Below are 23,284 nucleotides of genomic sequence, written 5' to 3' on the forward strand. Positions count from 1 at the left end.
CCCGCGGAGAGCGATCTCCGCGGGCTTTTGTTTGGGTGTATTTCGCTCGGCTGCAGCATGGCTGCATGCAGCGCATTGTCCTTGCAATTGATCCGGTCGAGCGCATCCGACTTCAGGTGATCAAATTGCTGGAGCGTCGCCGTTGTGTTCTTCCGGGCGCACGGCGCTCTGAACGTTCAATGTAAGGGTCAGCCGAGACCGCCGAGCTTGCGATAGAGCTCGTAGACATCGGGCTCATCGGTCTGTTCGTCGCCCGTTTCGCCTCCGCCGTCTTCCGTCCGCTGCCCGTCCCGCGTGGCTTCGTCCTGCGTTGCCTCGCCGTCGTCCTGTGCGCTCTCGCCGTCGCCTCTGCCTTCTTCCCGTTCGCTCTTTTCCGCCTCGTTCCTCACGTCCTCAACTGAGATCGGATAGGGGATCATCGCAAACGGGATCGCTTCGCGCGGCAGGCCGTTCTCGATCAGCCGCGCGATTGCCTGCTGCATTGCCTGGTCTTCAACCGCCTTCTGGGGGCGCTGGGTGGCCGTGGCACCCGCGGGGCCTGATTGCTCCGTATCGTCGTCCGCAACGCTCAGAGCGGCAAGCTCGGCGCCTGCAGTCGCGTCGCGTGGTCGCAGCGGGTTTGGGCGACCCGTCTCTGCGCCCTCCGCCTCTGGGAGGCTAGCCGCTGCCTTTGCTTCGGCGCTTTCGAATTCGGATGGGATCGTTTCGGGCGCATCTGCACCTGCAGGTTCTCCGGGCAGACCCAGCGCGTCGCGCACGATCACCTTCAACGCGTCGGAAAGCGCACGATCCGTGCGGCTCTGGTCGCTGCGTGTCGCTGCCCTGTCGTTCTGCAGATGGTCCTCGCCATCGGGGTGCGGGCGATAGGTGCCGTCCGGCTCCTGGTCTTCGTCGGCGTGACCCGCCTCGCTGCCGGCATCCGTCCGCGCAGCGCCATTGCGTGCCTCCGCTTCTCTGGCCTTTAGCGGCAAATCGCCGTCGTCGGCGGCCGTGGCAGGCTGCGCTGGCGCATTTTCCTCTTCACCGAGCCGAGCCTTGTCGGCGCCGGCCTCCGGATCGACGACGTCGGGATCGGTCTCTCCATTGATGGTGGCGGTCAGGGATTCGATCTCCGGGCCGTCCAGTGATGGCGGTCGGCCGGGTATTGTTCTCGGCTCCGATCGCTCCGGCACGGTCTGTCGCCGTGCCGTTGCCTCGCCCTCGGCAGGCAGCTTCGCCTCCGCCTCCTCGGTCACCAGGCCCGACGCGTCATTCTCGCTGCCGACCCCAAAGGTCTTCTTCAGCACGGACTGCAGCAACGCGACCTCGCTTGCGACCGGGCTCCGGGCGGCGGCGAGATGCAGCGGAATGGCCGGCTGCAAGGGCGGGTTGCGGAGGCTGGGCAACGCAGCGCCCGTGGGCGGCGATGCTGCGCCGTTTCGGATGGCCGGCAGATCAGCGAGGATACCGACTCGCAGCGCCAGGTTCCGCCCGCCCAGCTGCCGCTCAAGCGCCACGCGTTCCGGCATCGGCATGGATTCGAGAAAAGTGACGAGTCGACGCACGAAGTCGCGTCCGCCCTCCTGCGGCAGCGGCGGAAATTTCAGAATGCGGGCGAGGTCCTCCATCAGCCGCACGAGGGCGTCCTTGGAAAGGATCTCGCGGCCGGCCAGATGCCGGGTCAGCGCATCGAGGATCTTCTGTATCGCTTCGCCCCGTTGTGCGGCCGTAAGGGGGGCTGACGGCTGCTGGGGCCGCGTGCTCGCCTCTTCGGCTGGCCCGGTCGCGGTTCTGACCGTGAGAATGGGTGTCAGCATTCTGGTCTCCCTCTCGCTTGACCCTCGGGTTGAAGCGCCACCGTCGGCAGGCGGCATCCAGATTCCATGCGTTTCGACGGACCAATTCGATATCCGCCGTAGAGATTGGCTGTTCTATTCGGGCTGGCGCCTCATGCGCGTCTCGGCCAATCGGCCAGACTTGCCGCAGCTTGGCTGCGGATACGGGAATCGGCATGATGCTTCGACGTTAGGTGAGATAAGTTTATAAAATCTTAACCATGCAACGAGGCAGCCCATGCCCTTGGGAAGCCTTGTAGAGGCCATCGCCGCCAGCCAGGGTCGTGCACGATCCCTTTGCATCGGGACCGATCTGGCGGCAAGATCGGGCACTGCCGTCGCCATTGTGCACCCTGGTCGGTGCGCAGCGCTATCCCAAGTCCATGCCATGGAGTTTCGGATGACTGTTCGCCCTCCAAAATCGCTCAGCCCATCCCATTTCGCTTCCGGCGCCATCAGCGCTCTCGAATACGAACTGCTATCGGAGCGCGCCGACGCGCTCGGGCGGCACGGCCTCAAGGTCGAAAAGGCGATCGCCGCCTTGCAGGCGGTCGCGGGGAAGGAAAGCCCACCGGAATTGCGCGAGCGGTTGCTCGACGATGCGGCTGACGCCGTCTGGGCGTTTTTTATCCAGCGCGAGATCTGCGGCCTGCGCGACAGTCGCGATGCTGTGCGGCGCTACGGCATCCCCAAGGCGGTGATGGCGAGATTGGGGATTGTCCGTCGAAAGTGATCAGGCGGCGAACAGCGCCTGGCTGGCGAGACTGTAGAGGCCGATCTCGTCGATCCGGACTGGCAGCGGGCGCTCGGCTTCGGCCTCGCGGGCGTCACGCACGTCTTCCAGATTGTCTTTGGCCTCGAGCGCTTGCAGTTCCTTCTGCTGCTCGGCCAGAGTCTCCGCGTCGGCAACGCGCGTCGGATCGCTCGTCAGACTGTCCAGCTGCAGCTCATCCAGCGACGTCACCTCCGCCGCATCCGCAAGGCGTTGGATCGCCTTGGCCGCGTCGCTGCTGTGGCCGGCCTTTTGGGTGCCCTTGCTGTCGAGCGCGTCCTGCAGCTTCTTGCCCTGGCTACCCTGCGGATCCTTGATCGCATCGACGAGCTCGGTCAGCGAGATGTCGATATTCGTCAGTCCCAGCTGCTTCTCGATGTCGCGAAGCATATCCGTCGGCAGCTTTTCGACGATCTTTTCCAAGGCGCTGCCGAAGGCGAAATCGGACTTGAAGTCCTCACGCTTCAGATCGAAGAACGCGCCGACTTCTCGGATGAGCACCATCCGGTTGCTGTTGGCATCGTTTCCAGCCTGATTGAAGAAGTGATCGTTGATCTTGGTGTTGGCCGCTTTCTGGGCGTCGTCCGATTTGACCTGAGCCTTCAGGATCTTGTCGTCCTTGGTGCCCTTGGCCTTCTCTTCCTCTTCCGCCTGACGCTTCTCGATATCCTTCAGGATCGAACCGACCAGATTGGTCGTTGCGGTGGCGCTGGATTGCTGGGTGGGCAGCAGCATCGTTTCATTCCGGCAAAAGTTGCGAACGTTATGAAACGGTAAGATGGCGAGGTTAATTGCAGCTTAACCTGTCATTCCCAGATATCGGCCCAGATATCGGCCAAGAAATCGGCCACTATGCCGGATCGGGGGGAAGCGGCGCAACGCGGTCGCTGCGCCGCCAGGGCGTGAGCTATCGATAGGGCGAGTAGCAGGCGCGATAGACGCCGCTGTAGGTAAGGAACCGGTTGGTTGCCGGATTGTAGGAGCGATAGCGCGACAGGCACCAGTTCACATGGGCGCTATAGCCGCGGCGAACATAGTTGTCGCGATAGTAGTAGCGCTCCCGATAATAGCGGCGTGGATAGTAGTCGTCGTAGTAGCGGGGGTAGTTGTTGTAGTAGCCGCCGTAGCTCTGCCCGAAATAGAGGCTGAAGCCCGGCCGGTAGTAGGAGTTCCATCCACCGCCGTAGTAGCCAGGTCCCCATCCGCCGCCCCAACCGCCGCGGCCCCAGCCGTTGGGATACATGACGCCTCCGTATCGCCTGTACGGATAGTATTGTGCGTTCTGGACGTCGCCTTGCACCTTGATCTGAACGTCGCTTGCTTGCAGCGGCATGGCCCGGGCGGGTCCGGCCGGGGTCGCCAGAGAGGCGGCGGCCAGGGCGCAGCCGATAACGAAATTCCGAAATCCCGTCATGCTTTCCTCACTTTCCGAAAGGGTTGCTTTCAGGTTGTGTCCCTGCTTCACATTACGTGTCTTTTTCTTGGTTTATTCATGGCGAAACCGAGCGGATCCGTTTGGCCAGCCGCCGGATTTTTACTCCTTCTGTCTTCGGATGTAGGGTGCGCCGGAACGTTTGCCATGTCACTGTTATTCTTGCTATTGCCGGTCGTCAGCGATCACGGAGTATGAGATGCAATTGAAGTTCGGTACCAGCGGCCTGCGCGGCCTGTCGGAAGAGCTGACGGGCGAGCCGTCTGCACGCTATGCGAAGGCCTTCGCGCGGCACCTGATCGCCTCCGGGCAGGCGAAGGCGGGGGATCCGATCCTGATTGCCCGCGATTTTCGCGATTCCAGCCCCGAAATCGCGGCCGTATGCACCGACGCTCTGAAGAGCGAAGGGTTTCGCGTCTTCGACTGCGGTACTGTGCCGACCCCGGCACTGGCCCTCTATGGTCTTGTCCATCAGGCCGCGGGCCTGATGATCACCGGTTCGCATATTCCCGCCGACCGCAACGGCATCAAGTTTTACCGGCCGGACGGTGAAATCGACAAGAACGACGAACTGGCGATCAGCGCTCTTGCCGATGCGATCGTCGGCGAGGCCGTGCCTTCGGCTGGCGTGGGAGAGGACCATGTGTCGTTGGCCGCAGAGCAGTTCCTTCAGCGCAACCGGGATCTGTTGCCGCCGGGCTCGCTTGCCGGTCTGCGCATCGGCGTCTATCAACACAGCACCGTCGCCCGCGACCTCCTGGTCGATGTGCTCTCGTTTTATGGTGCTGAGACGGTGGCCTTGGGGCGTTCCGAGGATTTCGTGCCTGTCGATACCGAGGCCGTTTCGTCTGAAACGCTTTCCAGGCTTGCCGCCTGGGCGCCGGAACATGGCCTGGATGCGATCGTCTCGGCCGATGGCGATGGCGACCGACCGCTGGTGGCCGACGAGAAAGGCGCACCGCTGCGCGGCGACCTCTTGGGTCTTGTCGCCTGCGAGTTCCTCGGCGCGCAGGTGGCCGTGACGCCGGTTACCTCCAACTCCGGCCTCGAGCGGGCCGAGGGGCTGTCGGTCGTCCGCACCCGTGTCGGCTCGCCCTATGTGATTGCCGGGATGGCGCAAGCGGTCCGCGAGGGCGCGACGAAGGTCGCCGGCTTCGAGGCGAACGGCGGTACGCTGACGGCGAGTGATTTCTCGGTTGGCAATGGCGTCCTCAAGGCCCTGCCCACCCGCGACAGCTTCCTGCCGATCCTTGCGCTGCTTGCACGCGCGGCCGAGCGCCGGATGACCCTCTCGGCGCTGGCGGCGTCCTATCGCCTTCCGGTCGCGCTCAGTGACCGGCTGGAAAACTTCCCGGTGGAAACCAGTGCACGCCTTATGGCGCATCTGCGGGGTGGGGCAGAAAATCTCGGCGAGTTCCTCGCTCCGATCGGTCGTCCGGCCGCGGTCAGCGACATCGACGGCCTGCGCGTGACCCTCGCCGATGGTCGCACCATCCACTTCCGCCCATCCGGAAACGCACCGGAGATGCGCTGCTATGTCGAGGCCGAAACGGCGGCAGAGGCGGAAGAGCTGCTTGCTCAAGGACTTTCCACAATCAGGTCCTGGGCAAAAGCGACACCAAACTGACTTTTTTGCGTCCTGACACGAAAACTTCAAAATGCCTGTTGACACTTCGGCTCGGGCCTTTTACACCCCCGCTCGTCGCCCAGATGGCGGAATTGGTAGACGCGCCAGCTTCAGGTGCTGGTACTCGAAAGGGTGTGGAGGTTCGAGTCCTCTTCTGGGCACCATTCCTTTAACCAAACATTTGTTTTGGTTTGAAAAACCCCGGCTTGCCGGGGTTTTTTCGTTTCTGGCTTTTGGCCTGCCCCGACGGCATCACCACCAGTTTCCCTGATGAAAAGTGGCCTGTTTCGTGCGCCCGAAGCGGCGCAGTCGAGGCTGCGTTGCTGCATCGGGTTTGCGGGCCTGCCAGCACGCCACAGGCGCCGTTTCGAAGCATCTGGTGTTCTTGCGCGGTCGTGGGTCGTTCATCCTTCAGGAGGGCCCTTGTGGCGGCGCATCTTGCGATCCGTGTCAGGCTCACTACTATCTCATGATCCGCTGCGGCGGCGGATTTCAAGCGAGGATCAACCGTGATGGCTGAAACGCGTCGCAAGCTGACGACCATCTTCTCCGCTGACGTCCAGGACTACTCCCGCCTGATGCGTGCGGACGAGGAGGGTACGCTTGCCACTCTCAAGCGGTACCGGGATGCCATGACACGCCTGATCGAGGCGCATGGCGGCCGGGTCATCAATACCTGGGGCGATGGGCTGATCGCCGATTTCCCGAGTGTCGTCGAGGCTTTGCGCGCGGCGATCGACGTCCAGAGCGAGCTTGCCGGATACAACGCGAAAAGCGCAGACAGCGCGCCGATGCTTTTTCGTATCGGCATCAACCTCGGAGACGTGATCACCGAGGATGACGACATCTACGGCGATGGCGTCAACGTGGCCGCGCGCCTGCAGGCCTCCGCCCCCGCCGGCGGCATCGTGATTTCCAATACAGTCTACGACCAGGTGCGCAACAAGGTTGCCGTCGGCTTCGAATTCTTGGGCCAGCTCGAGGTCAAGAACATCGACGGCGGCGTGCCGAGCTACGCCGTGCGCATCGGCGCGGCCGATGACGCCGCGGGCGGATCGGACCCTGGGGGCGAATGGGGGCGGCCGGTCGAGCGTCCCGTTCAGCCCGCACTGGTACCTGTCGAAACCACCGCCAGACCGACGAGCCTGACCGGCAAGCTTCTGGGCGCGCTGGCCGTGATCGGAGCCGGCCTCGTCGCGCTCAATCTGTTGAGCTGGCGCGGTGTGTTCTGGGCGACCTGGCCACTTCTGGGACTTGCGGTCGTCGCTGCCCTGGAATGGGTGCGGGCAAACAACAGGATAGACCGGGTGATTGGCACGCTCGCGATAGTTGGTCTGACGCTCGTCGCAATCAATGTCCTGTCCTGGCGGGGAGTGTTCTGGGCGGTGTGGCCGCTGCTTGCCATCGCTGTTGCCGCCGGCATCCGTTGGGTCATGCGCGGGAGAGATGGTGCGAAGTTTTGACCGAGCGAGCAGTCCAGCCCGTCAGGAGGGCGCTTCCGGCGGCGTTGCCTCGACAACCGGGCGCGCGCTGACCACCTCGTAGATTTCCAGCGCCGTGGCGCGCCCCTTGGCCTGCGCAGTGCCGAGAGGCCGGAAGGTGATCGCATCGGATGCCTGGGCGACTACGGCATCGCTTGCCATGATTGTCGTGCCGTAGTTCTTGTTCATGCCTTCGAGCCGCGAGGCGACGTTCACCGTGTCGCCCATGGCCGTGTATTGCAGCCGCTCTTTCGCGCCGACGCTGCCGACGACGGCGGTGCCGGTGTGAATGCCGAAGCGGGTACGGAACTCCGGCAATCCCTTCCTGCGCTGCGCGTCGTTGAACACCTGCAGCCGTGCCTCGACCGCCAGTGCGCAACGACAGGCATTTTCCGCATGGCGCTCATCAGCGGCAGGCGCGTTCCACATGGCAAAGACCGAATCGCCGAGGAACTGGATGATCGTGCCGTCATGGGCATCGACCACTTCGCTGAAGATGTCGAAATATTCCGAAAGCATCGCCACCACCTCTTCCGGCGCGTGCTGCTCGCTCAAGGTGGTGAAGTCGTAGATGTCGGTGAAAAGCGCCGTCACCTCCTGGCGCCAGGCCGCGCGGCCACTGAACTGACCGGATTCGATGCCCTTGCGCACCAGTTCCCTCGGGACGTAGAGCGCGAAGGTGAAGATCGCGTCGCGCGCGCGGTTCATCGCGCCGCCGAGGGTGGAGATCTCGCTGACATGCGACGACACGTCGATTGGCGTGGTGAAGTCCAGGTCCTGCAGCCGGTTGGCGCTGGCGGTCAGCTGGTTGAGCGATTTGGTGATCAGGTGCGCAAGCACGAGCGACGACAGCACGGCAAGCGCGACGACGGCGCCGGATATGGCCAGTCCCTGGACCAGCGTCCTGTTGGCGTCGGCCATGAGCTCGTCGAGCGGTGCGGCCACCACGGCGCGGTTGCCGGAGAGAAGCAGCGCGGATTCGAGCGGCGTCACCATGACGAGATAGGTTCGGTCTCCGACTTCGACGAAGTCGGCCTTGCCGGGCGCTGGCGGATTGAGACGGATGCTCTTGATCAGGGGGTCGCTCTCAGCCTGAACGATCGGCCCATCCTTATCCTTTGCCGCCATGATGCGTCGCATCATCACCCGGTCGGAATGGATGATCGGTTTACCGACGGCATCGAGAATGAAAGAGACCGAGCCCGCCGTCAGCCGCTCGCGGGCGAGGAAGTCGGTGATCGTATCGAGGACGACGTCGGCGCCAATGACGATCTGCGGATTGCCGCGATGGGCCTGCGAGATCGTCATTTCAAGCGTTTCGGTCGTGGCACTTTCGTAGGGGCCGATCGAAACCGCAGCCTTTCCGTTTACGGCCGCTCGATACCAGGGCCTGGTTCGTGGGTCGAAGCCTGAGGGCGGCACGAGCCGTTCGGAGAATTGCGTACCGTCCTTGTCCAGGAAGAGCACCCGCTGGAGGGGATTGCTGCTTGCATCCTTTTCCATCGAGCGCACGGCAATGGCCGCGCCGCGCGGCGCATCGAGTGCCACGCGCCATGCGACCTGCTTGAGGTCGACCATCTGAAAGAAGGCGCCGTCGGGGTAGCCGACATAGACACCGTCGATATGTGGCGAACGGGTAATGCCCTCGCGCAGGACCGCCACCTTGTCGTTCATCCGCTCCGGTGGCGGCACGAGGAAGGAGTTGGCAACCGATGAGACGAGGCTGACGAGTGCGGAGGTATCACCTGAGAGAACGCCCAGCCGGTCGACCAACCGGCTCATGAAGCCATGCATATTGGCCTCTGCATCCGCGATCGCGGCATTGCGCGAGCGGTTATAGTCAAGTCCGACGAGGATCGTGGAAACGGCGATCAGCATGGCGACCATAACCAGGCTGAACAGTGACCGCAGCGAACTGTTCCAGCCATCGCCTGTTCTGCTTTGTCGAGCGTCGGGCGCCTTGTCTGCCATTACGGGCCTCTGGTTTCGCTCTACCCTACGGTTTGTACTGTTCCGGCGCCTTTTGCGTGTGCCGATGACGCGCATGTCGCCGTTACGTTGAACTCTATATGCAATTCCCATAAAACACGTTAATCGGCGGGAGGAACGAACCCGCCGAAATCCACACGTGAAAAACGGTGGCTCAGTTGACCGTCACCGGCTTGGAGCGCATCCGCGCCACCGTTTCGCGCTCGGCGCGCTTGCAGCGCATCGGCGGCAGATCTCGGTCCATCAGGTCCATGTCTTCCAGTACCATGTCGCCCATCTTCTTGAAGGCGCTGTCGAGCGCGCCCGCCCGGTGTGCCGAGCGCAGGAAGCCGGGCAGGCGGCGTACCTTGTGGTCGAGCGGCAGCGGCTCTTGCGGAAACACGTCGCTGGCCGCAACGATGTGTCCGCTTTCGACGGCCGACATCAGTGCGTCGAAATCGACGACGCCGGCACGGCTGAGCAGGATGAAGGCCGCACCTGGACGCATGCTGGCAAAAGCCCTTGCGCCGAGAAAACCCTCATTTTCGCTGGTGACCGAGGCGACGACGAAGACGAAATCACTTTCCGTTAGCACGGTTTCGAGCGCCGCCGGCTCGACGCCATTTTCCCTGAGGATCGAGGCTGGCATCCAGGGATCGAAGACGCGGATTTTCGCGCGGAAGCCTGAAAGCACCCGGTTCAGCGCCTTGCCCAGGTCCCCGAAGCCGATAATGCCGATGTCCGCGCCGGACAAGAGCCGCGCCGAGCGATTGCCGTCTCCGCCCCAAAGCTCCCGGCCGTCGCGAAAGGCGACATCGGCCTCGACGATGCCGCGCGCGATGTTGAGGGCCATGGCGAGCCCCAGTTCTGCCACCGGCTCGGCAAACACCTGGCCGGTCGTGACCACGTGAATACCGCGTTCGAACAGCACGTCGTAGGGCATGTTGTTGATCAGGTTGCTCTCGACGTTGAGAATGGCGCGCAGCTTCGGCATCCGCCGCAGCGTATCGTGATCGAGCGGCGGCTGGCCGATGATGTAGCGTGCCTGTGACAGCACTTCGTCGCCGAGGCCGGCGATATCTTCGGGGTCGACTTCGACGATGCGGTAGCGCGCGTGCAACTGCTTGAGGGCGTCGTCCGTGAAGATCAGGTCGAGCGTGCGGGGCGCGGGCACGCTGATGGCAAGCGGCCGGTTGGTGTCGAGCATTGTTCCTCCTCGGCGAAGGCATGGCCCCCGCGTTTCCTCTTTCAAATTTCTAGGAACAAATCCACGCCTTGCCAAGCGCGAGCCGGAATGGCCCGGAGCATCTCTCCTTCAAGCGGCTTCATTGAAGGCGGCTACGTTGCTTCAGTAGCCGAGCCCGCGCTTCTGCCGGTAGAGCGACGGTGGCAGATCGGTACCCTGGAACACCGGACCGTCGCCGCGGCGGCAATTGTAGATCGTGTCGTATCGCGGTCCGCCGCGTGAACTCGATTCGAACGGATAGTCGCGGTCGATCAGCGACTGTTCGCACACCACCTTGTCGCCGTTGTCGTTCAGAGGATCCATAGGGCGCACGCCCGGCAGATCCGTATAGTTCTGTGCCAGCGCCGGCATGGTGAAGAGGCCAAAAGCGACGGTGAGGACTGAAAGAGCGAGGGCAGGGCGGCGGGATGTCATCAATGCGAGCTTTCGAAGACAGCACCCGCAGGGAGGTGCCATGACACGGTTTCGCCAGAACCCAACTTGCGCTATAGGCGACACCACTTCCGTTTCATCTGGGGATTTTCGATGGCGAATGCAATACGGTTTCACGAAGGCGATATTTCCGCAGCCGATGCCGCTCGCTACAGAGGCGCGATTGCTATCGACACCGAAACGCTTGGCCTTGTCCCCCGCCGTGACCGGCTCTGCGTGGTCCAGCTTTCACCGGGAGACGGCACGGCCGACGTGATCCGGATTGCCGCCGGCCAAAAGGAGGCGCCGAACCTCGTCGCCATGCTCGAAGACCCGGCGCGCCAGAAGATCTTTCATTTCGGCCGTTTCGATATCGCCGTGCTGTTCCACACCTTCGGCGTGACGACGACGCCGGTGTTCTGCACCAAGATCGCCTCCCGCCTGACCCGTACCTATTCGGACCGCCACGGATTGAAGGACAATCTCAAGGAAATGCTCGACGTCGACATTTCCAAGCAGCAGCAGTCCTCCGACTGGGGGGCGGCGGTCCTGTCGCCGGCGCAGCTCGAATATGCCGCATCCGACGTGCTGTACCTGCATGCGCTGCGCGAAAAACTGACGGCGCGGCTCTTGCGTGATGGCCGCATGGAGCACGCGGATGCCTGCTTCACCTTCCTTCCGACCCGCTGCAAGCTCGACCTGCTCGGCTGGGACGAGACCGATATTTTCGCACACAGCTGAAGCGTCAGGGTGTCAGCCAGAGAACGACGCCGTAACGCGCTGCCTTGCCGATCGCCACGAACACCAGGAACAGCGCGAAAGGCATGCGCAGCAACCCGGCGACGAGCGTCAGCGGATCGCCGACAATGGGCAGCCAGGAGAGCAGCAGCACCGGCTGGCCGTAGCGCGCAAACAGCGTCTCCGCCTTCTGTCGCGCTGCAGGCGAAATCGGGAACCAGCGTCGCCCCTCAAAGCGGATCAAAAACCGTCCAAGCACGAAGTTGACGACAGCGCCGAGCACATTGCCGGCCGTGGCCGCAACGAAAAGGGCGAAACGGCTCGTTTCACCATGAAGCGCCGCAGCGACGATCGCCGCCTCCGACATGCCGAACAGAAGTGTCGCTGAGAGGAAGGCTGCCGAAAAAACGCCAGCAAGAATGCCGAAATCCAGGATCAGCTCCTGTCCGTATGGCCGAGATCGCGCTCCGGCTCGATGATGTCGCGGATGCGCTGCTTCAGTTCCTTGGGTCCTGGGAAACCGCCGTCGCGCTTGCGCTCCCAGATCAGTTCGTCATTGACGCGGATTTCGAAATTGCCGCCGGTGCCGGGAATGAGCGCCACTTCGCCCAGCGATTGGCCGAAGGTCTGCAGCAGCTCCTGCGCCATCCAGCCGGCGCGCAAAAGCCAGTTGCACTGCGTGCAATAGAGAATGGTTATCCGCGGTTTCTCATCCATCTGTGCTTCCCGGGTGGTTTGTGCGCGGCAACATACTGCATAACGCCGCAAGACAGGAACCTGTCTGCGCAGAAAAATAGGCTGTAAATTTCGGGCGTTACCGCGTCCTTTGGCGAAAATGGCCGTCTGTTGCGCAGACACGACGACGGACAGCAACTTGTGGTCACGCGCCTCTCACATATTTGTCAACTGAATTAGTCATGTTTTTATCGATGGCACCCTTGCAAAGGGAAAGGCGCCCGGCGAGACATTGCTGCATTGCACATATTGTCGCAGCCACCTCCAAGAGGACTTAACCATGACTGATGCCACCGTTTCGACTTCCCGTCCCCGTGCAATCCTGCCGGCACTGGAAAAGATCTATCTGCCGCTCGACACCTTTGCTGAAACGCTGCTGCGCGTTCTGTGCGGCGTGCTGCTCGTAACTCACGGTTACGGCAAGATCGTCAATCCCTTCGGCGCCGTCGGCATGGTCGAAAGCCTCGGCTTTTATCCCGGCGTCTTCTGGTCGCCGTTGCTTGCCGCGACCGAGTTCTTCGGCGGCATTCTGATCGCCATCGGCCTTTTCACCCGCCCGGCCGCTTTCGCCGCCACGATCGTGCTGCTCGTTACCGTCTACTTCCACGGCATCGTGCAGGGAGAAGGCCTCGGCGGTGCCGAGAAGTCGATTCTCTGGGCAGCGATCCTGTTCTTCTTTGCCATTCGCGGCGCCAACAGCCAGTCCGTCGACGCCAAACTCGGCAAGCAGTTCTGACAGGCTTCTGCCTCGTGAAATGCGGGGAGGGCGGTTTGACCACCGGCCTCCTCGACTCGTTTTTGGGGAAGGGATGCGCATCCTCAAACTTCCCCATCGGCCACCGCGAGGATTTTCGCCACCCGGCGGTTGAAGCAACACGTTCAGGCCTTCTCGGCGGCGGTCACGTTGCGGATCGTCATCCGGTGAACCTTGCCGGAGCGGTCGTGCCAGTCGATCGACTGGCCGACGGAGAGTCCGATCAGGGCCGCGCCGATCGGCGTGAGAACTGAAATGCGCCCAGCCTCGATATCGGCTTCGCCGGGATAGACCAGCGTCACCTGCTTGGCAAAACCATTGTCGGCCTCGAAGGCGACGGTGGACCCCATCTGCACGCTGTCGGCCGGGAGCTTTGCTGGCGGGGCAATGCGCGCCCGCTCGAGCTCCGTCAGGAGCGCTTCGGCGACTTCGGGAATGCGATCGAGGGCGGAAGAGGCAAGCGCCGTCAGGCGCTTGTGGTCCTCGGCATTGATGATGATTGCGGGAAGCTTGTTGCGGGCGGTGGTCGCCATGATGATACCTGACATTTTCTGCGACGGGCCATGAGCGCCGTCGTTGCTGTTCTAGGATAATTCTATCGGGAAAAACTCGGCGCTCGGATCGCGGCCTGGGAACGGGCGTTCTCATTTGCCGACGCGAAAGGCTCCCCTGACCCGGAGAGCGCAAGCATCCGGGCTGGGGTCAGGTTCCTGCGATCGGGCACACCCGGAAGCAGCGAAGAGAAGAAATCGCGAGCATCATGATGCCGGGAAGGTCGGAAAGTTTGGCGCGGAAGTCAAGTCCCGGATGCTTCGTGCCCGATTGCCTGGCAATGCGCATGGCGTGCTTTCTCGCCTCTTGAACCGAGACGCCTGTCGTGTTCAATCTTCAGCCGAGACGGCGAAGGGAAGGTTCTGATGCGGGTACTGGTGGTGGAAAACATGGCGAAGACCGAGCTCGGCCAGGTCGGCACGGCGCTTCGCGAGGTCAAGGCGGAGATCGAGGTTCGCCGCGCCTATGCCGGCGACCCGGTTCCGGAAACACCCGATGGTTTCGATGCGCTGGTGGTGCTGGGCGGCGAGCAGAGCGCGCTTGATGACGCGGCTTTCCCCTACCTGCCGCAGCTCGCGGCTCTGATGCGCCGGTTCGGCGACAGCGAACGTTCCGTGCTCGGCATCTGCCTCGGCAGCCAGCTGCTCGCGCGTGCCTATGGTGCGAAAAACCTGCTCGGTGAAGCCAAGGAATTCGGCTGGCACGAGGTGCGGGTGCGTACCGAAGGGCAGAGCGATCCGGTGCTGGCATCCGTCGGCGAAAGCTTCCCGATCTTCCAGTGGCACGGCGATACCTTCACGCTTCCGGAAGAGGCCGTGCACCTTGCCGAAAACGACGTAACGCGGCATCAGGCATTTCGCGTCGGGCGTGCGGCCTATGGAACGCAGTTCCACTTCGAGGCCGATACGGATCTTGTCGAAGACTGGAACCGTTCGTTCCCGCAGACCATCAATCGCCTCGATCCGACCTGGCTGGCGCAGTATCCCGCCCATGCAAAGCGGCATGGCGAGAAGGCCAATGCAGCGGGCCTCGCCTTGGCGCGCGCCTGGGTCGCCACCATCAGGCGCGAAGATGCCTCTGTCGCGGCGCCGAGCAACGAGGTGCTGGAGGAGGCCTGCTGATGGACGAGGGGATTGACGGTGGCTGTTTCTGCCGACGGATCCGCTACCGGCTGAAACGCAAGCCGATGTTCGTCAATTGCTGCCATTGCACCGATTGCCAGCGCCAGGTCGGAAGCGCCTTCGTCGTCAACGGCGTCATCGAACGGGAGAATATCGAGCTGACGGCCGGCGACCCCATCGTTGTGACGCTGCCGACCGAGAGTGGCCGTCCGCACGACGTCTATCGCTGCGCTGAATGCCAGACGGCGCTCTGGAGCGATTACGGTCGGCGCGGCTGGCTCGCCTTCCTGCGCATCGCAAGCCTCGATCGCCCATCGGATTTCCCGCCGGATGCCCATATCTTCACCCGCTCGAAGGTCTCCTGGCTGTCGCTGCAAGGTGGGGCCCCGGCCTTTGAGATCTACTACGACACGAAGACGCTGTGGCCGGCCGAGAGCCTGGCGCGGCGGGAAGCAGCCGAGGCAATGGCAAAGACGTGAGCGTCGGCGAGCGCGACAAGATGGCGGCGGGCGAATGGTATTGCTGCCTCGATCCGGAGCTTGAGCGGCTGCGCCAGCGGGCGCGTGACGCCGTGCACCAGCACAACACCATGGCCCCCGATGCGCGTGGCTCGATGGCTCCAGCACTCCGGGCGCTTTTTTCCAGCGTTGGCGACGATGTCTTCATCGAGGCGCCGTTTCACTGTTCCTATGGCATCAACATATCGCTCGGCCCCCGCGTCTATCTCAATGCCGGCTGCACCATGCTCGACAGCGGTCGCATTTCGATCGGCGAAGGCTCGATGCTCGGTCCAGGCGTGCAGATCTATTGTGCCGAGCACCACAAGGACGTGCCGCTTCGAAGCCGCGGCATCGAGATCGCGAGGCAGGTCGTGATCGGCAAGGACGTCTGGATCGGCGGCGGCGCCATCATCCTCGGGGGTGTAACCATCGGCGACGGTGCCATCGTCGGGGCCGGATCTGTGGTCACGAGAGGCGTGGCGGCCGGTGCGACCGTTGTCGGCAACCCGGCGCGGCTTCTTCCGCCATCCGGCAAGCGATAATTCAACAAGGAGATTTTTAGTGGTCGACGAGATGGCAACGATCAAGGTGCGCCCGGCAACCCCTGGCGACGTGCCGGAGCTCTGCAGCTTCCTCAACGAGATCATCCGGATCGGCGGCACCACCGCCAACGAAACGCCGTTCACATCAGAAAGCTTCACGGCGCATTATCTCGCCGGCCCGGGCTTCGTCAGCTGCTTCGTCGCCGAGGATACGGATGGCCGCCCCTGCGCGTTCCAGGCGCTCGAGCGCTATGACGCATTGCCGGAGGGCTGGGCCGATATCGGCACGTTCTCCCGACCCGACGCCAAGGTGCGCGGCGCCGGCACGGCACTCTTTGCCGCGACGAAAGACAATGCCCGTGCGCTGGGTCTGACGGCGATCAACGCCACCATCCGCGCCGACAATGTCGGCGGCCTCGCCTACTACGGCAAGATGGGCTTCGTCGAATACAAGGTCGACAAGGCGGTGCCGCTGAAAAGCGGCCGACTGGTGGATCGGGTTTCCAAACGGTACTTGTTGACCGAAACCTGAGGCGAGCGTTTCCGCTTCCGCTTGTGCGTGTTTAGCTCACGCGTTCCCACTCTTGGCCGATGCATGGATCAAACAGAACGGGCGACCCTCAGGTCGCCCGTTCTCTACGTTGATGGAGCGGCAGTCGAACCGCTACTCGTCGCCCATCTTGAGCGCAGCGATGAAGGCTTCCTGCGGGATTTCCACCTTGCCGAACTGGCGCATGCGCTTCTTGCCGGCCTTCTGCTTTTCCAGAAGCTTGCGCTTGCGGGTGGCGTCGCCGCCGTAGCACTTGGCCGTCACGTCCTTGCGGAGCGCTGAAATGGTTTCGCGGGCAATGACGTTGCCGCCGATGGCCGCCTGGATCGGGATCTTGAACATGTGCTTCGGGATCAGCTCCTTGAGCTTCTCGCACATTTCACGACCACGCTTTTCGGCCGCCATCCGGTGCACCATCATCGACAGCGCGTCGACCGGTTCGCCGTTGACGAGGATCGACATCTTCACAAGGTTGCCTTCCTTGTGGTCGGTGATCTGGTAGTCGAACGAGGCGTAGCCCTTGGAGATCGACTTCAGCCGGTCGTAGAAGTCGAACACGACTTCGTTGAGCGGCAGATCGTAGGTCAGCATCGCGCGGGTGCCAACGTAAGTCAGCTCGATCTGGATGCCGCGCCGGTCCTGGCAGAGCTTCAGGATGCCGCCGAGATAGTCGTCGGGCGTCAGGATCGTCGCGCGGATCCACGGCTCGTGGATCTCGGCGATCTTGACGACGTCGGGCATGTCGGCCGGGTTATGCAGCTCGCGCTCGGTGCCGTCGGTCATGAACAGCTTGTAGACGACCGAAGGCGCCGTCGCGATCAGGTCGAGGTCGAACTCGCGCTCCAGGCGTTCCTGGATGATTTCGAGGTGCAGCAGGCCGAGGAAGCCGCAGCGGAAGCCGAAGCCGAGAGCGGCGGACGATTCCATTTCGAACGAGAACGACGCGTCGTTGAGGCGCAGCTTGCCCATGGCCGAGCGCAGGTCCTCGAAGTCGGCGGCATCGACCGGGAACAGGCCGCAGAACACCACCGGCTGCGCCGGCTTGAAGCCCGGCAGGGCCTTGGCGGTCGGGCGCTTGTCTTCGGTGATGGTGTCGCCGACGCGGGTGTCGGCCACTTCCTTGATCGAGGCGGTGATGAAGCCGATCTCGCCGGGGCCAAGCGCATCCATCGCCACCATCTTCGGCGTCAGCACGCCGATGCGTTCGACGGAATACTTGGCATCCGTGCCCATCATGCGGATGGTCATGCCCTTCTTCAGCGTGCCGTCGATGATGCGCACGAGAACCATGACGCCGAGATAGGTGTCATACCAGCTGTCGACCAAGAGCGCCTTCAGGGGAGCCGCATCGCCGCCCTCGCTCTTTGGCGCCGGCAGCTTGGTGACGATCGCTTCGAGGACGTCAGGAATGCCGAGGCCGGTCTTTGCCGAGATCAGCACGGCGTCGGACGCGTCGATGCCGATCACTTCCTCGATCTGTTCCTTGATCCGCTCCGGTTCGGCGGCGGGAAGGTCGATCTTGTTGAGCACGGTAACGAGCTCGTGGTTGTTGTCGATCGCCTGGTAGACGTTGGCGAGCGTCTGGGCTTCGACGCCCTGGGAGGCGTCGACGACCAGCAGCGAACCTTCGCAGGCCGACAGCGAACGCGAGACTTCGTAGGCGAAGTCGACGTGGCCGGGCGTGTCGATGAGGTTCAGCACGTAGGTCTCGCCGTCATTGGCCTTGTAGTGCAGACGCACGGTCTGGGCCTTGATGGTGATGCCGCGCTCGCGCTCGATATCCATGCTGTCGAGCACCTGCTCGGACATTTCCCGCTCGGCAAGGCCGCCCGTCGACTGGATCAGTCGGTCGGCCAGCGTCGATTTGCCGTGGTCGATATGGGCCACGATCGAGAAGTTACGGATATGCGACAGGGGCGTCTTGGAAGATGTTGTGCTCATGGGCCGCATATAGCAGTGCCTTCAAGCCGCGCAAAGCGGGAAATGAAGGCTTCGTTCACTATAAATCGCAGGGCGCGCGCGGTTATTCGGCTCTCGCCTCGGCGTCGATCAGCGCACCGGCATTCGGGATCTGCGCGCTCTTCAGTTCGAAGGTCTCGCGCTCGCCCGCCGGCACCTCGTCGCGTTTCCTCAGGCGGGCAAGCACGAACAGCGCGTAGAGGGCAGCAACGGCCATGGCGGCATAGATGAAGGTACGTGGCCCGAACACCGGCGTCAGCACCGTCACCAGCATTGGCACCAGGGTTGCGGCCACCGACCAGGCGACAAGCATGGTGCTTGCCAGCGGTACGAAATCTGCCGGATCGGTGCGGTCGTTGGCATGGGCGTTGGCGATGGAATAGACGGTCTCGACGGCACCGGCAAAGAGCGCGAAGACCACCATCAGCAAGAGGAGATTCCCGAAGGTTGCGGAAAGCGCGAAGAAGCCGGCGATAACGATGATGAGGCAGGTGGCGATCAGCACCAGCCGGCGGTCGACCCGGTCCGACAGCGTGCCCATCGGATACTGGATGGCGATCAGCCCGAGCTGCATCACGAACATCAGGTTGGCGACGTCGCCCTGGCTGACCTGGTTGGCCGCCGCATAGATCGGCGTGAAGCCCTGCACCACCATCGACAGGCCGCCGGCGGCAAGCACGCCGATGAAGGCGACGGGCGAAGCGCGCCAGACCATCGGGATGTCGATGCTGACCTTGGCCGGCGCCGGCGGCGTCGGCAGGCGGGTGAGGCCGATCGGCAGGATGGCAAGGGCGGTGAAGAAAATGGTGATGAGCGGCGGCAGATTGCCGTCGGCGGGGATCTGTCCAAACAGCCAGGCGCCTGTGCCGAGCCCGATCACATAGGCCATGTAGAACATCGCCATTGCCCTGCCGCGCCAACGATTGTCGCTGGCATGGTTGAGCCAGCTCTGGCTGATGATGAAATTGGTGTTGCCGGCAGCGCCGTAGAGGCCGCGGGCGAGCACCCAGAGGATCGGGTGCATGCCGAGGCTGATGGTCAGCGCCGAAAGGATGACGAGCGCCATCGAGCAGGAGAACGCCCGGGCATGCCCGACGCGGCGGATCATCGGCCCGGCGATGACGCAGCCGACAAGGCCACCAAAGGCAATCATGGTGACGGCGGCGCCCGGAACCCATTCCGGCGCATCGGATCGGGTGAGCATGAAAGGCACATAGGCGAGCATCATGCCGTTGCCGATCGCCACGGATGTCATCGACGTCACGATGCTGGCGATCGAGGTCAGCGAGGAGGGTTGCTTGTCCATGTCGTGCCGATCCGTTTCGTAAGGCGCAACGGTTTGTTGCATGAGGGGCGTCTAAATTATTGAGGCGGAACGTCTTTTCGCTTCGGATACTCGTTGCCGACCTTAGCCGAAATCGCCTCGTCGCAATGTCGCCAAAGCGGCATCTGCCGCCTCTATTTTCAGATGGTTATGGTCTTGACTCCAATATATGAGAAATGCAATCTCAAATAATGGAAAACATGACCGATCCACTCGAACAGGCCATCGGCGACCGCGTCCGTTCGCTGCGCATCGAACAGAACCTGACGCTCGACGATCTGGCGACGCGGTCGGGCGTCAGCCGGGCGATGATCTCGCGCATCGAGCGCGGCGAGGTGAGCCCGACGGCGCAATTGCTGGCAAAGCTCTGCAGCGCACTCTCGACCACGCTCTCGGCGCTCTTCGCCTTTGAGGTCGAGCAGGCTTCGCCGGTTGCGCGGCGCGCCGATCAAAGACTTTGGCGGGATCCGGAATCCGGCTATCTGCGCCGCTCGGTCTCGCCCGAAGGTGTCGGCTCGCCGGTCGATATCGTCGAGGTCGAGTTTCCTCCGGGCGCGCGCGTCGTGTTCGAGCGGCAACCGGCCGACCGCGGCATCACTCAGCATCTCTGGCTTTTCTCCGGCCGGCTCGAACTGACGATGGAATCGGGGCTCTGCGTGCTCGAGGCAGGCGACTGCCTGTTCATGGGGCTCGAACAGGCCCACGTCTTTCACAACCCTCATGATGAGCCGGCTCACTATGCCGTTATCCTCAGCCGAACCAGGAACTGACCATGCCTGACATCAAAATCCGTCTCCTCGAGGAAATCGAGGCCCGTTCCGCCATGCCGGCGCTTGCCGAAGTGCTGTCCGATTGCGTTGAGGGTGGCGCATCCGTCGGCTTCATGCAGCCCTATCCGCCGCAGGCAGCGCTCGCCTACTGGCAGGGCGTTGCCGATGCGGTCGCCGCCGAGGAAACGCTGTTGATGGTCGCCGAAGACGAAGGGCGGATCGTCGGCACCGTCCAGGTCGGTGTCGCGCAGATGCCCAACCAGCCGCATCGCGGCGACCTGAAGAAGCTGCTCGTCCATCGCGCCGCCCGCGGCAAGGGCGTCGCCCGGCTGTTGATGCAGGCCGTCGAGCAGGAAGCAGCTCGGCGCGGCAAGACGCTGCTGGTGCTTGACACGGCAACCGGCAGCGAAGCCGAAGCGATCTATCCGCGACTTGGATGGGAGCGCGTCGGCGTCATCCCCGATTATGCGATGTGGCCGGAAGGCGGCCTTTGCGCCACCACGCTCTTCTACAAGCGCATCGCGGCTTAGGGATTGTTGCTCTTTTTTTGCATGCGCCCCTCACCCCGACCCTCTCCCCGCTTGCGGGGAGAGGGTGAACGGGAGGCTGCCGCATGTCTCCTTCGCCCCGCGTGCGGGGAGAAGGTGGCCGGCAGTCCGGATGAGGGGTGTCCGCGGCGGTAGCCAGCGGCCCGGACCCTGGGCTAGGTTGACGACGCTTCTTTGCTTCGCCAACTCAACCGGGACATTGCCATGCGCGTTTTCTTTTCCGAGGACCATAAGCTCCGTGACGCCAGGACCGAACTGTTCGGCGGAGAGCTCGTGTCGCCGTTCGAAGCGCCGTTTCGGGCCGAATGGATCCTCGCGGCGGTGAAGGAAGCGGGCTTCCGTGACGTTGTCGCGCCGGCTCGCCATGGGTTGGAAACGGCCGCCAAGCTGCACGCGGCCGACTATCTCGAATTCCTCGAAACGCCTGGTCGCGTTGGGTCGCCGACGGCTATCGCGGCGAGGCGATCCCGACCAGCTTTCCTGCCCGCCGCATGCGCCAGCACCCGCCCAGGGATATCGACGGCGCACTTGGCTACTACGCCTTTGCCGCGGAAACGTCGATCACCGAAGGCACCTATGCGGCCGCGCGAGCGGCGATGGATTGCGCGCTTTCGGCGGCCGAGCACATCAATGGTGGCGCAAAAGCAGCCTTCGCGCTTTGTCGTCCGCCCGGCCATCACGCGGCGATCGATCTCTACGGTGGCTATTCGTTCATCAACAATGCCGCCTGCGCCGCTGAGCGTCTGCGCGATCTCGGTGCCGCCAGGGTGGGCGTGCTCGATGTCGATTTCCATCACGGAAACGGCACTCAGGACATTTTCTACGAGCGTGGCGACGTCTACTTCGCCTCCCTGCATGGCGATCCCGTCGACGCCTTCCCTTATTTTCTCGGCTTCGCCGACGAGGAGGGGGCAGGCGAAGGGCTCGGCTCCACGAAGAACTACCCGCTGCCGCGCGGCACCGAATTCGCCGCCTGGTCGGCCGCGATGGACGATGCGCTTCACCGCATCGAAGCCTTCGGCGCCGAAGCGCTGGTGGTCTCGCTCGGTGTCGACACCTTCGAGCGCGATCCGATTTCGACATTCAAGCTGAAGTCGGAGGACTATCTTCTCATGGGCGAGCGGTTGAAGAAGGCCGCCCTGCCTGTTGTCGTCTGTATGGAGGGCGGTTATGGCGTGCCGGAAATCGGGCTCAACGTCGCCAATGTGCTCAAGGGCATTGCCTCCTGAGCTGCTCCGGCCGTCAGGCGGTAATGAAGATTTTTCCCGACTCCCTGTTGACCTCAACTTTGCTTGAGGTCGTAGGCATGTTTCTGCCCGCTGCCGAATGGTCGCCGGTGGGCCTTGAAGAGACACGTAAGGGAGAATTTCATGAGCAGCAGCACACAGGCTGACGTCATCGCGCCACTCTATCGCATCAACAAATTCGTCGTCCCTGCGTCGGCGCGAGCCGATTTCGTGGACCTGGTGGAAAAGACGCTTGCGGTCATCCGCAGCCAGGAAGGCTACGTCAAGGATCTGTTCCTCGAGCAGCATGCCGGCCCGGGAAAGTTCAACTTCTGCACCATGATCGAATTTGCAAGCGAAGAGTTTGCGCCGAAGGTCGCGGCAACGATCGCCGGCTTCGATCAGAGCCTCGGCATCGACCGCGCCACGCTAATGGCAAAGCTCGGGGTCGAGACCGATTCCGCCAGCTACAAGAGCTTCCAGGCGGCCTGACATTCCGTCGCTCCGACCTCCCTGCCGGACTGGCACCCGGCGCGTCGATCGTGACGCGTCAGGATCGCTGTGGCGATGCGGATTAGGAAACGAAGAAGGTGGACAGGCCCTGGCCGGCCGCAAAGGCCATGTAGGCGAGAACGGTGAAGTAGATCGTCGTGGCAATCAGGAACAGATAACCGCCGGCGACCATCAGCCCGTCGCGTTGGATGATGCCGAGCGACAGGAGCAGGATAGCAATGCCCGGCAGCGTGTTCGATAGCGGAATGAGGCCGAGCGGGAACATCAGGAGCACGCCACCGGCCATGATCATCAGGCCGTTGAAACGGTTCATCAGCGCCCCTTGCGTCAGGAAGCCGAAGCGCGGCCGCACGAAACGGTCGAGCTTGGAGACGAGCGCCGCCCCCTTCTTGAGCGTCGGCACGAGTTTTTCCGTCTCGATCTGCCGGTCGAGGATGCGTTGCGGCATCCAGGGCAGGCGGTTGAGCGTGATCGAAATCGAAATCAGGATGATGGCCGCGCCAAAAACGGTGCTGACGCCGGGAATGGAAACCGGCAGCAGAAACGGCAGTGTCAACAGCGCGCACAAGAGCAGAAAGCCCTGTTCGCCGATCCCCGTCATCAGGTCGCGAAGGGTGATCGTGTTGCCGCGGATGGAGCCGATCATGCCGTTCAGCGTGTCGCTGAGACTGCGTTGCGTGTCGCCAAACTCGATTGCCATC

Annotated in this window: 26 protein-coding genes, 1 tRNA gene and 1 pseudogene; 14 read left to right on the top strand and 14 right to left on the bottom strand. The window is 63.0% G+C overall.

Annotated elements, in window-relative coordinates:
- Positions 1 to 188 precede the first annotated feature (188 nt).
- Positions 189 to 1,796 (bottom strand): midas domain-containing protein, encoded by a 1,608-nt coding sequence (locus LPJGGPFB_RS02890; RefSeq protein ID WP_173418652.1) that lies wholly within the window; start codon positions 1,794 to 1,796, stop codon positions 189 to 191.
- A 418-nt stretch (positions 1,797 to 2,214) separates the two neighbouring features.
- Between LPJGGPFB_RS02890 and LPJGGPFB_RS02895 the strand changes: the two genes are divergently transcribed.
- The gene (locus tag LPJGGPFB_RS02895; protein WP_173418653.1) at positions 2,215 to 2,547 is read left to right on the top strand and encodes a DUF6665 family protein; all 333 of its coding nucleotides are present in this window, start codon (positions 2,215 to 2,217) and stop codon (positions 2,545 to 2,547) included.
- Here the strand turns inward: LPJGGPFB_RS02895 and LPJGGPFB_RS02900 are convergent, their stop codons facing one another.
- Both LPJGGPFB_RS02900 and LPJGGPFB_RS02905 read right to left on the bottom strand, forming a co-directional pair.
- Positions 2,548 to 3,321, bottom strand: coding sequence for a hypothetical protein (locus tag LPJGGPFB_RS02900; RefSeq protein WP_173418654.1), 774 nt, complete (start codon positions 3,319 to 3,321; stop codon positions 2,548 to 2,550).
- Between the two features lie 172 nt (positions 3,322 to 3,493).
- The gene (locus LPJGGPFB_RS02905; RefSeq protein WP_173418655.1) at positions 3,494 to 4,000 is read right to left on the bottom strand and encodes a BA14K family protein; all 507 of its coding nucleotides are present in this window, start codon (positions 3,998 to 4,000) and stop codon (positions 3,494 to 3,496) included.
- A gap of 217 nt (positions 4,001 to 4,217) precedes the next feature.
- On the opposite strand from LPJGGPFB_RS02905, the gene LPJGGPFB_RS02910 reads away from it, so the two are divergent.
- Positions 4,218 to 5,645: a phosphomannomutase gene (locus LPJGGPFB_RS02910; protein WP_173418656.1), complete on the top strand. Its 1,428-nt coding sequence runs from the start codon at positions 4,218 to 4,220 to the stop codon at positions 5,643 to 5,645.
- Between the two features lie 77 nt (positions 5,646 to 5,722).
- A tRNA-Leu gene (locus LPJGGPFB_RS02915) sits at positions 5,723 to 5,809 on the top strand.
- Between the two features lie 5 nt (positions 5,810 to 5,814).
- Here LPJGGPFB_RS02915 and LPJGGPFB_RS02920 read toward each other — a convergent pair.
- Positions 5,815 to 6,021 carry a hypothetical protein gene (locus tag LPJGGPFB_RS02920; protein ID WP_173418657.1) on the bottom strand — a complete coding sequence of 69 codons (207 nt, stop codon included), beginning with the start codon at positions 6,019 to 6,021 and terminating at the stop codon, positions 5,815 to 5,817.
- Positions 6,022 to 6,157: 136 nt separating this feature from the next.
- On the opposite strand from LPJGGPFB_RS02920, the gene LPJGGPFB_RS02925 reads away from it, so the two are divergent.
- A complete protein-coding gene (locus LPJGGPFB_RS02925) occupies positions 6,158 to 7,108 on the top strand; it encodes an adenylate/guanylate cyclase domain-containing protein (protein ID WP_173418658.1) in 951 nt (316 codons plus the stop codon).
- A 21-nt stretch (positions 7,109 to 7,129) separates the two neighbouring features.
- On the opposite strand, the gene LPJGGPFB_RS02930 is transcribed toward LPJGGPFB_RS02925, so the two are convergent.
- The 3 genes from LPJGGPFB_RS02930 to LPJGGPFB_RS02940 form a co-directional block, all read right to left on the bottom strand.
- Positions 7,130 to 9,097, bottom strand: coding sequence for an adenylate/guanylate cyclase domain-containing protein (locus LPJGGPFB_RS02930; RefSeq protein WP_173418659.1), 1,968 nt, complete (start codon positions 9,095 to 9,097; stop codon positions 7,130 to 7,132).
- A gap of 172 nt (positions 9,098 to 9,269) precedes the next feature.
- A complete protein-coding gene (locus LPJGGPFB_RS02935; protein WP_173418660.1) occupies positions 9,270 to 10,301 on the bottom strand; it encodes a hydroxyacid dehydrogenase in 1,032 nt (343 codons plus the stop codon).
- A gap of 141 nt (positions 10,302 to 10,442) precedes the next feature.
- On the bottom strand, positions 10,443 to 10,754 hold the full coding sequence (locus tag LPJGGPFB_RS02940) for a hypothetical protein (RefSeq protein WP_173418661.1): 312 nt from the start codon (positions 10,752 to 10,754) through the stop codon (positions 10,443 to 10,445).
- Positions 10,755 to 10,865: 111 nt separating this feature from the next.
- Here LPJGGPFB_RS02940 and LPJGGPFB_RS02945 point away from each other — a divergent pair, with 111 nt between their 5' ends.
- Positions 10,866 to 11,492, top strand: a complete 627-nt coding sequence (locus LPJGGPFB_RS02945) for a ribonuclease D (RefSeq protein WP_173418662.1) — start codon at positions 10,866 to 10,868, stop codon at positions 11,490 to 11,492.
- A gap of 4 nt (positions 11,493 to 11,496) precedes the next feature.
- Here the strand turns inward: LPJGGPFB_RS02945 and LPJGGPFB_RS02950 are convergent, their stop codons facing one another.
- Positions 11,497 to 11,841 carry a YqaA family protein gene (locus LPJGGPFB_RS02950; protein ID WP_173420932.1) on the bottom strand — a complete coding sequence of 115 codons (345 nt, stop codon included), beginning with the start codon at positions 11,839 to 11,841 and terminating at the stop codon, positions 11,497 to 11,499.
- 83 nt (positions 11,842 to 11,924) lie between these two features.
- Positions 11,925 to 12,206 carry an Rdx family protein gene (locus tag LPJGGPFB_RS02955; RefSeq protein ID WP_025425523.1) on the bottom strand — a complete coding sequence of 94 codons (282 nt, stop codon included), beginning with the start codon at positions 12,204 to 12,206 and terminating at the stop codon, positions 11,925 to 11,927.
- 298 nt (positions 12,207 to 12,504) lie between these two features.
- Here LPJGGPFB_RS02955 and LPJGGPFB_RS02960 point away from each other — a divergent pair, with 298 nt between their 5' ends.
- Positions 12,505 to 12,960, top strand: a complete 456-nt coding sequence (locus tag LPJGGPFB_RS02960) for a DoxX family protein (RefSeq protein ID WP_173418663.1) — start codon at positions 12,505 to 12,507, stop codon at positions 12,958 to 12,960.
- 143 nt (positions 12,961 to 13,103) lie between these two features.
- On the opposite strand, the gene rnk is transcribed toward LPJGGPFB_RS02960, so the two are convergent.
- Both rnk and LPJGGPFB_RS02970 read right to left on the bottom strand, forming a co-directional pair.
- Positions 13,104 to 13,511, bottom strand: a complete 408-nt coding sequence (gene rnk / locus LPJGGPFB_RS02965; RefSeq protein ID WP_173418664.1) for a nucleoside diphosphate kinase regulator — start codon at positions 13,509 to 13,511, stop codon at positions 13,104 to 13,106.
- A 169-nt stretch (positions 13,512 to 13,680) separates the two neighbouring features.
- Positions 13,681 to 13,818 (bottom strand): hypothetical protein, encoded by a 138-nt coding sequence (locus LPJGGPFB_RS02970; RefSeq protein ID WP_173418665.1) that lies wholly within the window; start codon positions 13,816 to 13,818, stop codon positions 13,681 to 13,683.
- A 77-nt stretch (positions 13,819 to 13,895) separates the two neighbouring features.
- Here LPJGGPFB_RS02970 and LPJGGPFB_RS02975 point away from each other — a divergent pair, with 77 nt between their 5' ends.
- From LPJGGPFB_RS02975 to LPJGGPFB_RS02990, 4 genes are read left to right on the top strand one after another with little or no spacing between them, the layout of a single operon-like run.
- Positions 13,896 to 14,651, top strand: coding sequence for a type 1 glutamine amidotransferase (locus tag LPJGGPFB_RS02975; protein WP_173418666.1), 756 nt, complete (start codon positions 13,896 to 13,898; stop codon positions 14,649 to 14,651).
- Positions 14,651 to 15,130, top strand: coding sequence for a GFA family protein (locus LPJGGPFB_RS02980; RefSeq protein ID WP_173418667.1), 480 nt, complete (start codon positions 14,651 to 14,653; stop codon positions 15,128 to 15,130). Before LPJGGPFB_RS02975 ends, LPJGGPFB_RS02980 begins: the two co-directional genes overlap by 1 nt.
- Before the next feature lie 20 nt (positions 15,131 to 15,150).
- Positions 15,151 to 15,693: a sugar O-acetyltransferase gene (locus tag LPJGGPFB_RS02985; protein WP_173420933.1), complete on the top strand. Its 543-nt coding sequence runs from the start codon at positions 15,151 to 15,153 to the stop codon at positions 15,691 to 15,693.
- A 40-nt stretch (positions 15,694 to 15,733) separates the two neighbouring features.
- Positions 15,734 to 16,225, top strand: a complete 492-nt coding sequence (locus LPJGGPFB_RS02990) for a GNAT family N-acetyltransferase (protein ID WP_427858193.1) — start codon at positions 15,734 to 15,736, stop codon at positions 16,223 to 16,225.
- Between the two features lie 132 nt (positions 16,226 to 16,357).
- On the opposite strand, the gene lepA is transcribed toward LPJGGPFB_RS02990, so the two are convergent.
- Positions 16,358 to 18,184 (bottom strand): translation elongation factor 4, encoded by a 1,827-nt coding sequence (lepA, locus tag LPJGGPFB_RS02995; protein WP_427857525.1) that lies wholly within the window; start codon positions 18,182 to 18,184, stop codon positions 16,358 to 16,360.
- 82 nt (positions 18,185 to 18,266) lie between these two features.
- Positions 18,267 to 19,508: an MFS transporter gene (locus tag LPJGGPFB_RS03000; RefSeq protein WP_173418669.1), complete on the bottom strand. Its 1,242-nt coding sequence runs from the start codon at positions 19,506 to 19,508 to the stop codon at positions 18,267 to 18,269.
- A 209-nt stretch (positions 19,509 to 19,717) separates the two neighbouring features.
- Between LPJGGPFB_RS03000 and LPJGGPFB_RS03005 the strand changes: the two genes are divergently transcribed.
- From LPJGGPFB_RS03005 to LPJGGPFB_RS03020, 4 genes and pseudogenes are all read left to right on the top strand, one after another.
- Positions 19,718 to 20,296 carry a helix-turn-helix domain-containing protein gene (locus tag LPJGGPFB_RS03005; protein ID WP_173418670.1) on the top strand — a complete coding sequence of 193 codons (579 nt, stop codon included), beginning with the start codon at positions 19,718 to 19,720 and terminating at the stop codon, positions 20,294 to 20,296.
- Positions 20,297 to 20,298: 2 nt separating this feature from the next.
- A complete protein-coding gene (locus LPJGGPFB_RS03010; protein ID WP_173418671.1) occupies positions 20,299 to 20,826 on the top strand; it encodes a GNAT family N-acetyltransferase in 528 nt (175 codons plus the stop codon).
- 222 nt (positions 20,827 to 21,048) lie between these two features.
- Positions 21,049 to 22,073, top strand: a pseudogene (locus tag LPJGGPFB_RS03015) (histone deacetylase family protein).
- 141 nt (positions 22,074 to 22,214) lie between these two features.
- Positions 22,215 to 22,562 carry an antibiotic biosynthesis monooxygenase gene (locus LPJGGPFB_RS03020; protein WP_173418672.1) on the top strand — a complete coding sequence of 116 codons (348 nt, stop codon included), beginning with the start codon at positions 22,215 to 22,217 and terminating at the stop codon, positions 22,560 to 22,562.
- An 82-nt stretch (positions 22,563 to 22,644) separates the two neighbouring features.
- Here the strand turns inward: LPJGGPFB_RS03020 and LPJGGPFB_RS03025 are convergent, their stop codons facing one another.
- Positions 22,645 to 23,283 carry an exopolysaccharide biosynthesis protein gene (locus tag LPJGGPFB_RS03025; RefSeq protein ID WP_173418673.1) on the bottom strand — a complete coding sequence of 213 codons (639 nt, stop codon included), beginning with the start codon at positions 23,281 to 23,283 and terminating at the stop codon, positions 22,645 to 22,647.
- Position 23,284 lies beyond the last annotated feature (1 nt).

It is taken from the genome of Ensifer adhaerens (assembly GCF_013283195.1).
Taxonomy (GTDB): Bacteria; Pseudomonadota; Alphaproteobacteria; order Rhizobiales; family Rhizobiaceae; genus Ensifer; species Ensifer adhaerens_G.

Excerpts from the sequence above, each read along its gene's own strand:
- LPJGGPFB_RS02980 (WP_173418667.1), top strand. The coding sequence starts at position 14,651 with ATGGACGAGGGGATTGACGGTGGCTGTTTCTGCCGACGGATCCGCTAC.
- LPJGGPFB_RS03010 (WP_173418671.1), top strand. The coding sequence starts at position 20,299 with ATGCCTGACATCAAAATCCGTCTCCTCGAGGAAATCGAGGCCCGTTCC.
- lepA (WP_427857525.1), bottom strand. The coding sequence starts at position 18,184 with ATGAGCACAACATCTTCCAAGACGCCCCTGTCGCATATCCGTAACTTC.
- LPJGGPFB_RS02970 (WP_173418665.1), bottom strand. The coding sequence starts at position 13,818 with ATGCGCATTGCCAGGCAATCGGGCACGAAGCATCCGGGACTTGACTTC.
- rnk (WP_173418664.1), bottom strand. The coding sequence starts at position 13,511 with ATGGCGACCACCGCCCGCAACAAGCTTCCCGCAATCATCATCAATGCC.
- LPJGGPFB_RS03005 (WP_173418670.1), top strand. The coding sequence starts at position 19,718 with ATGGAAAACATGACCGATCCACTCGAACAGGCCATCGGCGACCGCGTC.
- LPJGGPFB_RS03020 (WP_173418672.1), top strand. The coding sequence starts at position 22,215 with ATGAGCAGCAGCACACAGGCTGACGTCATCGCGCCACTCTATCGCATC.
- LPJGGPFB_RS02975 (WP_173418666.1), top strand. The coding sequence starts at position 13,896 with ATGCGGGTACTGGTGGTGGAAAACATGGCGAAGACCGAGCTCGGCCAG.
- LPJGGPFB_RS02905 (WP_173418655.1), bottom strand. The coding sequence starts at position 4,000 with ATGACGGGATTTCGGAATTTCGTTATCGGCTGCGCCCTGGCCGCCGCC.
- LPJGGPFB_RS02960 (WP_173418663.1), top strand. The coding sequence starts at position 12,505 with ATGACTGATGCCACCGTTTCGACTTCCCGTCCCCGTGCAATCCTGCCG.
- LPJGGPFB_RS02945 (WP_173418662.1), top strand. The coding sequence starts at position 10,866 with ATGGCGAATGCAATACGGTTTCACGAAGGCGATATTTCCGCAGCCGAT.
- LPJGGPFB_RS02955 (WP_025425523.1), bottom strand. The coding sequence starts at position 12,206 with ATGGATGAGAAACCGCGGATAACCATTCTCTATTGCACGCAGTGCAAC.
- LPJGGPFB_RS02985 (WP_173420933.1), top strand. The coding sequence starts at position 15,151 with ATGGCGGCGGGCGAATGGTATTGCTGCCTCGATCCGGAGCTTGAGCGG.
- LPJGGPFB_RS02890 (WP_173418652.1), bottom strand. The coding sequence starts at position 1,796 with ATGCTGACACCCATTCTCACGGTCAGAACCGCGACCGGGCCAGCCGAA.
- LPJGGPFB_RS02920 (WP_173418657.1), bottom strand. The coding sequence starts at position 6,021 with ATGCTTCGAAACGGCGCCTGTGGCGTGCTGGCAGGCCCGCAAACCCGA.
- LPJGGPFB_RS02940 (WP_173418661.1), bottom strand. The coding sequence starts at position 10,754 with ATGACATCCCGCCGCCCTGCCCTCGCTCTTTCAGTCCTCACCGTCGCT.
- LPJGGPFB_RS03025 (WP_173418673.1), bottom strand. The coding sequence starts at position 23,283 with ATGGCAATCGAGTTTGGCGACACGCAACGCAGTCTCAGCGACACGCTG.
- LPJGGPFB_RS03000 (WP_173418669.1), bottom strand. The coding sequence starts at position 19,508 with ATGGACAAGCAACCCTCCTCGCTGACCTCGATCGCCAGCATCGTGACG.
- LPJGGPFB_RS02900 (WP_173418654.1), bottom strand. The coding sequence starts at position 3,321 with ATGCTGCTGCCCACCCAGCAATCCAGCGCCACCGCAACGACCAATCTG.
- LPJGGPFB_RS02935 (WP_173418660.1), bottom strand. The coding sequence starts at position 10,301 with ATGCTCGACACCAACCGGCCGCTTGCCATCAGCGTGCCCGCGCCCCGC.
- LPJGGPFB_RS02925 (WP_173418658.1), top strand. The coding sequence starts at position 6,158 with ATGGCTGAAACGCGTCGCAAGCTGACGACCATCTTCTCCGCTGACGTC.
- LPJGGPFB_RS02910 (WP_173418656.1), top strand. The coding sequence starts at position 4,218 with ATGCAATTGAAGTTCGGTACCAGCGGCCTGCGCGGCCTGTCGGAAGAG.
- LPJGGPFB_RS02930 (WP_173418659.1), bottom strand. The coding sequence starts at position 9,097 with ATGGCAGACAAGGCGCCCGACGCTCGACAAAGCAGAACAGGCGATGGC.
- LPJGGPFB_RS02895 (WP_173418653.1), top strand. The coding sequence starts at position 2,215 with ATGACTGTTCGCCCTCCAAAATCGCTCAGCCCATCCCATTTCGCTTCC.